Origin of the sequence: Bradyrhizobium sp. UFLA03-84, from assembly GCF_002289535.1 — a bacterium.
Lineage (GTDB): Bacteria > Pseudomonadota > Alphaproteobacteria > Rhizobiales > Xanthobacteraceae > Bradyrhizobium > Bradyrhizobium viridifuturi.
This window is the reverse complement of the sequence record NZ_NSJY01000014.1, coordinates 420,480-432,263: the sequence shown is the minus strand read 5'-3', so window position 1 is coordinate 432,263 and position 11,784 is coordinate 420,480. Positions and strand designations below refer to the sequence as shown.

General features: G+C 61.1%; 7 protein-coding genes. 3 read left to right on the top strand and 4 right to left on the bottom strand.

All coding sequences use genetic code 11. The annotated features are described in order from the left end of the window. From CK489_RS23600 to CK489_RS23585, 4 genes are all read right to left on the bottom strand, one after another. Entirely contained in the window at positions 1 to 369 is a 369-nt protein-coding gene (locus tag CK489_RS23600; RefSeq protein WP_143278209.1) for a hypothetical protein, read from the bottom strand. 445 nt (positions 370 to 814) lie between these two features. Then, positions 815 to 2,176 (bottom strand): HlyD family type I secretion periplasmic adaptor subunit, encoded by a 1,362-nt coding sequence (locus CK489_RS23595; RefSeq protein WP_095733992.1) that lies wholly within the window; start codon positions 2,174 to 2,176, stop codon positions 815 to 817. Between the two features lie 10 nt (positions 2,177 to 2,186). After that, a complete protein-coding gene (locus CK489_RS23590) occupies positions 2,187 to 3,899 on the bottom strand; it encodes a type I secretion system permease/ATPase (protein ID WP_095733991.1) in 1,713 nt (570 codons plus the stop codon). Positions 3,900 to 4,263: 364 nt separating this feature from the next. Next, positions 4,264 to 7,737 (bottom strand): beta strand repeat-containing protein, encoded by a 3,474-nt coding sequence (locus tag CK489_RS23585; RefSeq protein WP_095733990.1) that lies wholly within the window; start codon positions 7,735 to 7,737, stop codon positions 4,264 to 4,266. A 693-nt stretch (positions 7,738 to 8,430) separates the two neighbouring features. Here CK489_RS23585 and CK489_RS23580 point away from each other — a divergent pair. The 3 genes from CK489_RS23580 (at position 8,431) to CK489_RS23570 (ending at position 11,546) form a co-directional block, all read left to right on the top strand. Then, the gene (locus CK489_RS23580) at positions 8,431 to 8,967 is read left to right on the top strand and encodes a LabA-like NYN domain-containing protein (RefSeq protein ID WP_095733989.1); all 537 of its coding nucleotides are present in this window, start codon (positions 8,431 to 8,433) and stop codon (positions 8,965 to 8,967) included. A 133-nt stretch (positions 8,968 to 9,100) separates the two neighbouring features. Continuing rightward, complete coding sequence (locus CK489_RS23575; RefSeq protein WP_128089721.1) at positions 9,101 to 9,556, top strand: hypothetical protein; 456 nt, start codon at positions 9,101 to 9,103, stop codon at positions 9,554 to 9,556. A 271-nt stretch (positions 9,557 to 9,827) separates the two neighbouring features. Next, complete coding sequence (locus CK489_RS23570) at positions 9,828 to 11,546, top strand: TolC family outer membrane protein (RefSeq protein ID WP_095733988.1); 1,719 nt, start codon at positions 9,828 to 9,830, stop codon at positions 11,544 to 11,546. The last annotated feature ends 238 nt before the right edge of the window (positions 11,547 to 11,784 follow it).

Genomic DNA, 11,784 nt, shown 5'->3' with positions numbered 1-11,784 from the left:
TCAAAAACAAGTCGCAGCGTCGCCTCCGAGCCGGCCACACCCCTCCGGGTTGGATTGTCGCCATTGCGTGGCTGCGAGAGGCGGCTTGCTCACGTCGGCAGGCGCCGCCTCCAGCCTGCTGCGCTCTTCGTCGAGGAGTTGCGCATGGAGCTTCTGGATCTGGACGTTTCGCTCAAGCAGGGACATCGTCCTCGCCTGGACCTGCTCTGCCAGCGCCTTGCGCAGCGCGTTCTCCCGATCGAGCAATTCAGGAAACGGCAACAGCGGCCGTACCGGTTCGGTTGCCTTGATCACGCAAGCCGCCCTCGCCACCGCCTGCGTAATCTGATCCGGGAAGGTGTTGCGACATTCAGCGAGTGCGCCGCTCAAATTGACCGTTTCCGACGCTGGTGACGGCGTCCTTGTCGCCTCCGGGGGCGGTGCCGGTATCGTTGTCGCCGCTGGTGTCGGCTCGGTGGCCGCTGTTACCGTCTCCGCTGTCGGGTCTGCTGCCGGCCCCGCCTCCTTTTCATTGGCCTGCCGCGCAGCGCCGCAACAGGAGAGCAGGACACAGAGCAAGGCCACGAGTGCGCAACGAAAATAGTCCCTCAAAGCTTGCGGGAATTTTGACTTTATCACCACACGTATCATGGGCTCAGCTGGCGGCGCCGAGCGCAACGGCCGGACCACTCAGCGCAACCGCGGGCGCGCGACCACCCCGCGTTACCAGGCCGACGTCCTACATTGGGCCACGCCGCAGCTGCGCGGTTATTTGTGAGCTCACATCCATCGCCCTGCCCCCAATCGAGCTCAATCATTGCATCCCATCTTGCAGTCATTTCTGCCGGAACGAATTATTGAACGACATGATGAGCGGCCCGACGATATACTCAAATGCGGTGCGCTGGACCGTTGGAACCATGACGGTAGCGGGCATTCCTGGATAAAGGTGGATATTGGGAAGGTCTGCGAGCTCGTTCTCGTCGATCCGCACGAAAGCAACGTAGTATGGATTGTTGGTCTTTGGATCGGTGAGACGGTCGGCCGAAACTTGAATGACATCTCCGTGGATGATTGGAACGATACGCTGCTTGTAGGCCGTCAGATGGACTTCGGCACGCATATTCGGACGCACATCGCTGATGTCGTCGACCGCAATCTGCGCCTCAATTGTCAGAAGGTCTTGATCAGGAACGATGTCAAGGATCTTGTCGCCTCGCTGAATGACACCACCAACCGAGAATACCGAAAGGCCAACCACACGGCCCGCATACGGGGCCCGGATTTCCATTCGCCCGAGGACCGCTTTGGCATTCATTGTCTTCGGGATCACCTCAAGTATCTTCGCCTGAGTATCGCGTAGATCCTTTGTCACGTCGGTCATGCGATCATTGTCGAGCTGCGCGATCTGTTGGTCTTGTTCGGCGATCGCCTGGCGGGCCTTGGCGATGCTGGCATTGGCGTCTGCAATCTGGCCCTCGAGCCCGTACGCGGAGCGCTCGAGCTGAAGAATTCGTGGTCTTGCGATGAGTCCGCGCGCGACCAGTGGCGCGATGTCCTTGGCTTCCGCACGGACCGACGTGATCTGATCGGTAAACGACTTGACCTGGGCTTCGGCTCCTGTGATCTGCGATCCAAGCTGATTAATCTTCTCGCGGATGACACTGCGCTGGCCCTCCAGGGCCGACTTGCGGCTTTCGAACTGACTAACCTGCCCGTTCCAGACGCTTTTCAGATAAGGATCGCCGGATCGGGCCTTCAGGTCGTCGGGCATCGAAAGTGTCGAACCGTGATCAAGCTCCGTGAGCAGGCGCACCTCGGTTGCGCGAAGCACGAGGTATTGCTGCGAAAGGACATCGTATTCGGCCTGCGCCTGGGTCTCGTCGAGGACGATCAGCGTATCGCCGAAATTGACTTTGTCCCCTTCTTTGACCCGCAGCTCCTTGACGATGCCGCCATCCAGATGTTGCACGCTCTTGCGGTTGCCGTCGACCTTCACGACGGCGTTGCCGACGACCGCGCCATTGAGGGGCGCAGTGACAGCCCACGTACCTATGCCGCCGAAAAAGATCGCAATGATGATCCAGCCGACCAGCGCTATGCCGCGGATGGAATCGCTCTGCGCTTGATCGGCAGGCGTCTTCCGAGGAATTGGCGCGGAAGGCGATTCCCGAACGCTGATGTCCAAGATGCTCATGGGCTGCCCTCTAGCTCGCTGTACTCCGCACGGCAGGAACCGGCACCGGACGCGTGAGACGCGCCAAAATCTCGGCCCGGGGCCCGAACATCTCGGCGACGCCATCTCTCAGCACCAGGATCTTGTCCACGACCCCAATCGTTGCCGGTCGGTGAGACACGATCACGACCGTTGTTCCCTGCTTCTTCAGCTGCACGACGCAATCTGCGAGCGCCGCGTCCCCGTCCGCATCCAAATTCGAACTCGGTTCGTCGAGCACCACGAGACTTGGGTTTCCAAACACCGCACGCGCCAGGCCGATGCGCTGGCGATATCCGCCTGAGAGGATCGAGGCTCCCTCGCCGACCTGCGTGTCATAGCCTTCGGGCAGGTGCAAAATCATCTCGTGAACGCCGGCCATTTGCGCCGCAAAGATCGTCTCCTGGTCCCGGCCTTTCTGAAAGCGACTGACGTTGGCCGCGATCGTATCCGCGAACAGCTCAATATCTTGCGGCAGATAGCCGATATGGTCGCCCAACGAGGTTTTGACCCAGCTGGAAACCTCGCCTCCATCCAGTCGCACTGCGCCTGCGCTCGGCCTCAGGACGCCGACAAGATGGCGGGATAGCGTCGACTTGCCCGCACCCGACGGGCCGATGATCCCGAGCACCTCTCCCGGCTCGATCGCAAAGGTGACCCCGCGAAGGATCGGCCTGTTCGACATCGGCGGGACAAAGGTCACCCCCTCGACCGACAATCGCCCCGCAGGGCGCGGCAGAGAAAGTCCGCTATCTCGGACCGGGTTGGCCGACAATAGGTCCTGGATCCGCCGAAAGGCGGCTCGCGCTGACACCAAATTGCGCCAGGAGCCGACCAGTTGCTCCACCGGCTGGAGCGTGCGTCCCAACAAGATGCTAGCCGCAAACATCGAGCCGGCCGTGGTCATCCGCTCGATAACAAGATAGGCGCCAAGACCGAGGATCAGGGATTGCATTGCGAGCCTCAGAAAACGGATCAGGCTCTGCATCGTTGCCGCGCGATCGCTTGCCAGGACCTGTCGTTCGAGCATCCTGTCGCGATCCCGACGCCAGCGCCGCAGCAGACCACCGGTCATGCCCATTGCGCGCACGACCTCGGTGTTGCGCAGGCTCATCTCGGTGAAACTGTAGTTGCGTGCGGAGCTCTCTCCGGCTTCGGTCAACGGCAGCTTCGTCAGCCATTCATTAAGCAGTGCCATCAGGATGAGCAAACACACGCAACCGAGCGCAAAGGCGCCAAGAAACGGGTGCAACACGAAGATGACGGCAACGTAGATCGGGGCCCACGGCAAGTCGAAGATCGCATTGATACCGGGGCCAGTGATGAACTGTCGGAACGTATCGAAGTCGCGCAGCAGTTGGCTGCGCGTGCCGCCGGCATTGGCAGATCGATCAATGATCGCGGTCATGACGCGCGCCGCAATCTTCTGGTCGAGCCGGACGCTCGCCCGGGTCAGCACGCGGGCACGAACCGCGTCCAGTCCGGCAAGCGCCATGAACGCCAGCAGAAGCGCGATCGTCAGCATCAGCAACGTCATCTCGCTGGCGCTCGAGATCACGCGGTCGTAGACCTGCAGCATGTAAAGCGGGCCCGCCAGGTACAGCAGGTTGATGGCGAGGCTGAAGATGCCGGCCGTCGCGAAGTAACCTTGGCAGGTCTGGAGGAGGTGCCGGAGTTCGTCCGGCCTCTTGGAAGGCACGCTCACGCAACCTGGCGGATGACCGCCCCTCTCATAAAAAATGACCGCCAGTTCACCCGGCAGAGCTCAGAACGCATTGGCCGCAAATTACAATTTTCGAATAATTTGACGTAATATTTAGCACAGACATCGCTGCTCAAGGAAGCAACGCGTGTTCGAAGAGTTAAAGCGCCCGTAGAGCTACGGAGTGTCCAGACGGGTTTGGTGGAGCGGATTTCGATCTCGCCAGCAACATGAAACCTGCGTCGCGTTACGGCGGAGTTTCCTGGGCGCACATCATCCTTCGGCATACCGACGTTGTCTGCCGTCCCGTCCGAAATCGCACAACGCGCGGGCACCGATTCAACCATACGGTGCCCGACGACTATCGTCAGATCAGGTGCTCCTGGCTCAACGTGTGCCAGAAATTGTCGAGGTCATTGGCGTGAACGTTCTCGAACGTGCCGTTGTTGTTCCAGGCAACTTGGGAACCGTTCTGCGAGACCACAAGCTGGCCCTGGTTGAACCACCCCAACGCGTTCGCAATATCCTGGCCATTGACCATGAACGGCCCACTGCCGTCCGCGGGGGAGACAGCGTGGTCCGATCCCCAAGTTCCGTTCCAGCCGGCGCCTCCGGCTCCGAGCACCACCTGGTTCTTGGAGACAGTGGCCTCCGAATTCGTAAGTACGCCGTCGGCGAGAATGCCACCGGTGCCCTTCAGCCAGGTAATCGCTTCGTCGACCAACTTCTGCGGCTCGAGGTCGGCAACACCATACTTGTTCCAGTCGTTGTTGATGTTGAGCTGCGTCGCGATCAACTGAGCCAGCATGATTCCTCGCGGATCGCCCAACTTGGCGGACGACTCGAGGGACTGCGCAAGCTTAAGATCGATCGACAGGTCGAAAGCGTCGTCGGCGATACCATTATGGTTGTCATCTCCGATGATGAGCTGGGTCTTGTTCCAGTTGGCCTCGGCCGCAACGTCAGAGGGACTCGTCGTCTTTCCGAGGCCCGGATTTCCATCCCAAGCGGCGGTATGTGAGCCCCAGTAGCCTTGGGTCAAGGTAGCGGCCGGCTTGAACAGATAGTTGGCGAAGTTCTCGCCCGTCGTGGTGTTGCCGCTGGTCGCCGCGACCGTATAGCCGGCCGCGCCATAGGTCTCGGTATCGCCGGCCGGCAGCGTCTCCTGCACGAAGTAGCTGTGGCCCGCCGCCAGCGGACCGAGCCCGGTGAACGAGTAGCTGCCGTTCACGCCGGTCAGCTGGCTCGTGATCAGCGTGTCGGTGTTGGTGGCGCCGTTGTGGTCGTACAGGTTGATCGTCACCCCGGCGAGCACCGTGTCGTCAGACCCGATCGCGGTCTGGTTGTCGTGACCGTCGACGTCGGTGTACTTGGTGCCCGAGATCGAGAACTGCTGGAAGTTGGCGAAGTCCTCGCCCGTCGTGGTGTTACCGCTGGTCGCCGCGACCGTATAGCCGGCCGCGCCATAGGTCTCGGTATCGCCGGCCGGCAGCGTCTCCTGCACGAAGTAGCTGTGGCCCGCCGCCAGCGGACCGAGCCCGGTGAACGAGTAGCTGCCGTTCACGCCGGTCAGCTGGCTCGTGATCAGCGTGTCGGTGTTGGTGGCGCCGTTGTGGTCGTACAGGTTGATCGTCACTCCGGCCAGCACCGTGTCGTCAGACCCGATCGCGGCCTGGTTGTCGTGGCCGTCGACGTCGGTGTACTTGGTGCCCGAGATCGAGAACTGCTGGAAGTTGGCGAAGTTCTCGCCCGTCGTGGTGTTGCCGCTGGTCGCAGCGACCGTATAGCCGGCCGCGCCATAGGTCTCGGTATCGCCGGCCGGCAGCGTCTCCTGCACGAAGTAGCTGTGGCCCGCCGCCAGCGGACCGAGCCCGGTGAACGAGTAGCTGCCGTTCACGCCGGTCAGCTGGCTCGTGATCAGCGTGTCGGTGTTGGTGGCGCCGTTGTGGTCGTACAGGTTGATCGTCACCCCGGCGAGCACCGTGTCGTCAGACCCGATCGCGGTCTGGTTGTCGTGACCGTCGACGTCGGTGTACTTGGTGCCCGAGATCGAGAACTGCTGGAAGTTGGCGAAGTTCTCGCCCGTCGTGGTGTTGCCGCTGGTCGCAGCGACCGTATAGCCGGCCGCGCCATAGGTCTCGGTATCGCCGGCCGGCAGCGTCTCCTGCACGAAGTAGCTGTGGCCCGCCGCCAGCGGACCGAGCCCGGTGAACGAGTAGCTGCCGTTCACGCCGGTCAGCTGGCTCGTGATCAGCGTGTCGGTGTTGGTGGCGCCGTTGTGGTCGTACAGGTTGATCGTCACTCCGGCCAGCACCGTGTCGTCAGACCCGATCGCGGCCTGGTTGTCGTGGCCGTCGACGTCGGTGTACTTGGTGCCCGAGATCGAGAACTGCTGGAAGTTGATGAAGTTCAGGCCTGATTGCGTGCCGCCGGCGGCCACGGTCACGGTGAATTCATCGGGACTCTGCGGTGCGAGTTGGGTCCATCCCGCTGGGAGAACTTCGCGAACCGTATAGGTGCCTGCAGCGAGGTTCGTGAACGTAAATTGTCCGTTCGCGTCCGTTGTCGTCGACAGTTCGCCAGAGTCCAGCTGGTTGTTATTGTTTGCATCGATATAGATGGTCCAGCCGGCACGCGGCGTCTCGTCGCCCGTGGTCTGAAGGTTGCCGTCGGCGTCGATCAGCTTGGATCCCGTAATTGTCGCCGATGCCTTCGAGACGCTCCATTCTTCGTAGGTACTGTCCTGAACGTAGCTGATGCCGTTGACCGTGCCTTGATAGCCGAACGCGGAATACAGCAAAACATCGGAGGTCGAGGTGGCGCCTGCAGCGGTGAAGTAGGAGTCCGGGATCAACACCCGGTAATTGGTCTGTCCGTTACCTGCGTTCAGGTCCTTTAGCGCCAGCCATGTATCGCCGCCCCCATCGAGATCGTACACGAGGGTGCCACCAGCTACGCCGCTTGATGCCGTACCGTCCTGTTGAAGCGGTCGATCCATCGTCGAGACGGTCGCGAGGCTTGCGCCACCGACGTAAACTTGGAGCGAATCCAGCGAGAGGTAGGCCTGATCGTTGCTGCCGTTGCCTGCTTCACCGAGATCGAGGCGGAATTCGCGATACTGAACGCCGCCGACAGTCACGATCGGCACAAGGTTCAGCGTTAGCGAGTGCGTGAAAGTAAGGCTATCGATATCGTCCAGCGGCGCTTTCGGCGGGGTACGGAAGTCTGTGTTGAACCCCTCTTCCGTCGTAGCCGAGCCGTCGGTGTCATTCGGCGCGCCGTTGACGCGCAAGAAAGCCGTAACCGAGCCACTGCCGGTGCCTGTGCCGGTCACTTCCTGGAAGATGGCACCGCCGACCGTCCCCTGAGCGCCCGCTGTCGTCAGATCGAGGGCTGCGGGACTCGGGTTCGGCGTTGCGAGCTGGATGGCCGGCGTCGTGCCGTTGTTCGGCGCATCCGTGAATGTCGTCGTCGCAAGGTAGCCCGTCGTCTGATCCATCGCGCTGAGTACGAACGATTCGCCGGCTGCATCCTGGCCCACCGCCCACGTGGTCTGGATCACTCCGTTCGCGAGCCCATCGAGATCCCCTGGCCCGCCATCGGTCACCGTCCAGGGCTGGCTGGTACCGGAGATGGCCTTGCCAAGGGTGTCGCTCACATTGAAGGTGATGATGTCGCCGATTCCGACATTCGCAGTAAAGTTTGCTGTCGAGCCTGGCGCGTAATCGGCAAGATCTGTCGCGACCGAGAAATTGGCGATTGAAGGATCGGAACCAAGGAGAGTCGAGCCATCGACGAGAACGTACGTATTGGTGCTTGCGTCGTACTTGTAAACTGACATGACTGAAATCCTTCCAATACTTGCACTGGATCAGGCACGCGTCGCTCGTAACCGGCTCGCTCAGGACCAGCGTAAGAAGACCTATTGAGATGACGGAGTGGACATGCCGCTTTGCTTCACGTCTTTCAGCAACCAACAAACTGTCTGCGCAATCAGGACGGAAAACCGTCGTCGTTGACTTGGCGAATCGCTTCGTATCGACGAAAATTGAATGTGCGAAAAATCGGCAATAAGAAATCGCGGCCGGGCGAAACTGCGCTTAGGTCGCTCAGTCGAAATTTAAAAGTGTTTCTGTCGGTAACGCAATAGTAACCTTACATCGCCGGCTGTTGCATTGCACAATGCTCCCGACCTCTATGGCAGCGCTTGGGCCCGAACTGCGGTCCACTGGCATGACGTTCCTCGCCTCCAGCGGGCGGCGTTCGCGTTATGCCTGCTAACCCCGGCGAAGGCGCATTGGGCCTTGCGAAGTACCTCTCATCCAAAACCACGCTTCGATGGCTGGCCGGAGTCGCTTTTGCCGCCGCCTTATCAATGCGCGCACGATCCGCGTTGTGCTGTGGGAAAATCCTTCTCCTTCCCGAGCAAAACCCACTAGGGTTAATCATTTCGTCTAGGGTGCTCCCACAATGCGCTCAAGCACTTTTCAGTACCAAAGCGTACAGAGACTGATCCGGTGTGACGGGGATTTGAATGACCGATCGCATTGCCCTTTTTATCGATGGTGCGAACCTCCACACCACCGTCAAGAACCTCGGGTTCGAAGTCGACTTCCGTCGACTACTCACGGAGTTCGGCAAGTACGGGCAGATCCTCCGTGCCTATTTCTACACGGTCGTGAGGGACGACGACGAGTTCAGCAGCCTGCGGCCGCTGGTGGATTGGCTCGACTACAACGGCTATGCGGTCAGGAGAAAGGCGGCCAAGCAGCATGAGGACGGCGATGGACGGCGGCGCATCAAGCGCAGCATCGGCATCGAGCTCGCGGTTGACGCGTTGGAAATCGCGCACCGCATCGACCATGCCTTCCTGTTCTCTGGCGATGGGGACCTGCGCGCCGTTGTCGAAGCCGTCAGGCGGATGGGCGTACGCGTCACCGTCGTTTCCAGCATTCGAACGAAGCCCCCGATGATCGCCGATGAGCTGCGCAGGCACGCCGACGTATTCGTCGAGCTCGAGAGCCTCAGGTCATCGATCGAGCGTCCACCGCATCCAATCGCGCCGGAGTGACGATGCGCCTTCCAACGTCCGGTTGAGATTGACCGGCAGCGGGCACGCAGCCGGGCCCGTACATCACCGAGTTGCGCTGGCTGGGCCGAGGCCCCTATGATTCCAACCAACGCAACGGTGGAAGGAAAAACCAATGTGGAGGTCGGTCGGCTGCGTCTTGTTGTTGCTGGTGACGACAGGCGCAGCGATAGCTCAGCCTTCAAAGTTCAGCTGTGACACGCCGCGAGGCAAACGGGTTGAGGTGGGTACGTCCGGCAAGGCCGGCGACGTGCAGTGGATCGAGGACGATCTGGATGCGGTCCGGCCGTCGGTGGTGATCGACGGCGAAACCTTCTCGGTCACCTGGGGGACCTCCGTGGCGACGGAAGGCAAGGCAGCCAAACTCACCACCTATGTCTTTGCGGCTGCCCACCGCACCGCTGCATCAATCTTCGCGACCCGCGTGGACGAGTCCACGGCCGAAATCTTCCGGTTCTATTTTGCCAGCAAATCGCTCTACAAACTGACGAGCCAATTGGCGGGGCCCTCCCCGGATGCCAAGGCCGCGCCCCTGGTTGCGACCTACCTGGCGATCTGTCGTGAGCAGTAGGCGGCAGCCAGGCGCACGTTAAGACAAGCTTAACTGACCTTTCCGGTTCCGATCGCCGGTGTTGCCGGCGGGCACCATCCCCGGGGGCCAAGGAACAGAAGCCAAAGCATTGGATTTTAATAAAAATCTCGATTTCTCCGGCCGCCGACGCACGATTGCCCCGCCCCTACTTAGAGCCGCTGTGTGGCGGAAATGTCATAGGTTACGGAACCATCCGCTGTTAGCCTTCGCCAGATTCTACGTAATATTTTTGTGAGTAGGGGCGGAGATTATGAAATCGGCATACACGGTAATTGCGTGCCTCTGCCTGGCGGCAGCGTCAGCGCGTGCCGAGGTTTTTTCCATTAACGATGCTTTGCGCCAGGCGATGCAGACGAACCCCGGCGTGGGCGAAGCCTCCGCCAATCGGCGAGCTACGGAAAGCGAACTGAGACAGACTCAGAGCACACTGCTGCCTCAGGTGCGTGTTGACGCCAGCTACGGGCCGGAAAAGTTTGATCAGTCGCCGGGCTTCATCAGCCCTTCTCTGCAAGTGCCGACAGCGGGATCCGGACCGTGGCGCAACGGCAGCCAGGAATCCGTAGTTGTACGGCAACTGCTCTGGGATGGCTTCTCCTCAATCTATGATGTCTGGCGTCAGACCGCGCGGGTGAATGCCGCGGCCTCGCGCGTCAAGGAACGAACCGAGTTGCTGGCCCTCGACGCCGCCGAAGGCTACATGGACGTCGTGCGCTATATGCGGCTGGTGAGCCTCGCCCAGCAGAACGTCGCCAATCACGAGAAGATCTTCGCCAACGTGAATTCCCGCTTCTCCGGCGGCCGGGCCGGCGAAGGCGACCTTGAGCAGGCGCGGGAGCGCGTCGAGGCCGCGCGCGCCGCGCTCGCCGAATTCCAGCGCAGCCTCGATGACGCACGGGCGAAGTACCGCAAGACGGTCGGCCTCGAGCCGATCAATGTTCGCTTCCCCGCCCCACTCGCGGGATTGCCGCACAGCCGTGACGAGGCGCTGGCGACCACGCTGCGCTTCAATTCGACGATTGCGGCGGCCCAGTCCGACGCCGATGCCGCCAAGCATGCGTTCAAGGCGACCGACGGCACGTTCGGCCCAAAATTCTATCTCGAGGGACGCGCGACCCACTACGACAACTCGTTCCCGTACGTAACCGCGCCGGGAAACCCCTCTGTGACCCATGAGGATTACAGCGGCAAGGTGGTGATGTCCTGGGACATCTTCCGCGGCGGCCAGGACGCCTGGAACAGGTCGGAGAAGGCTGAGCGCTATACCGAGGCCACCATGCGCCACGCGCGCTTGCAGCGCGACGCCTATGAGTCGATCGACAAGGCATGGAATGCCCGTACGATTACGGCCACGCGCATCGCGGCCCTGACCCGGCAGCTCGAAGCCGACCGCAAGACCATCTCGGCCTTCCAGAAGGAGTACGAGCTCGGTCAACGTTCGCTGATCGATCTCTTGAACGCGCAGAACCAGTTCTTCAACGCATCGGTCTCACTCACCTCGGCTCGCAGCGTCGTCGTTTTCGCCGACTACCAGCTGCTCGCCGCGATGGGGACCCTGATCGAGTATCTGAAAGCTCCGCCGCCGGTCGACGCGGCGCCCACCGACATGCTGTCGATTGGTTTGCCGCGCTATTCGTTCCCCACCCTTCGCGTGAACCTGCCGCAAACGGGCTCCGAGCCGCTGCATGTCACCGCTCCGGCTCCCGTCGCCTCGGTCCGGCCCGCCAAGGGCTACAAGGAGGGCTATGCGGCAGCCCAGCCGGCAAAGGATGTCGGGTTTGCTGACCGGTTCAGCGGTTCGACCACGACCGCTTCGGTGCCCGGCTCCTCGGAATGGATGCAGCAGCAAAAGAGCGCTGCGGACGGCCCGAACGTCATTTACGCGGATCCGTCGGTCACGGCGAATGCGAGTTCCTATGCGTCGACAAAGCCGCACTGGCTCCTGTCGGCCTTCCCGAGTTCCGCTCAATAGAAGCGGCGAGCCGCCATCAGGACTTCCGAAAGGGCCCCAAACGGGGCCCTTTCGATTCCCGTATTAATACTTAAAGCAAGTTTCGCTGATTTTGTTCGCCATTTGTTGTAGCCTGCCCGAAATCATCGAATGTGATTTCTGCATTTCCATTTTGGTTGTCGAGGTTTCAGTTGTTGTTTCGAACCCCCAGCGCGGCGGCTGACGCCGTTCGCCCTTCGCCGGATGACTCAACCTCGAA

Coding starts and splice junctions, on each gene's coding strand:
- CK489_RS23595 (WP_095733992.1), bottom strand. CDS start 2,176: ATGAGCATCTTGGACATCAGCGTTCGGGAATCGCCTTCCGCGCCAATT.
- CK489_RS23585 (WP_095733990.1), bottom strand. CDS start 7,737: ATGTCAGTTTACAAGTACGACGCAAGCACCAATACGTACGTTCTCGTC.
- CK489_RS23580 (WP_095733989.1), top strand. CDS start 8,431: ATGACCGATCGCATTGCCCTTTTTATCGATGGTGCGAACCTCCACACC.
- CK489_RS23575 (WP_128089721.1), top strand. CDS start 9,101: ATGTGGAGGTCGGTCGGCTGCGTCTTGTTGTTGCTGGTGACGACAGGC.
- CK489_RS23570 (WP_095733988.1), top strand. CDS start 9,828: ATGAAATCGGCATACACGGTAATTGCGTGCCTCTGCCTGGCGGCAGCG.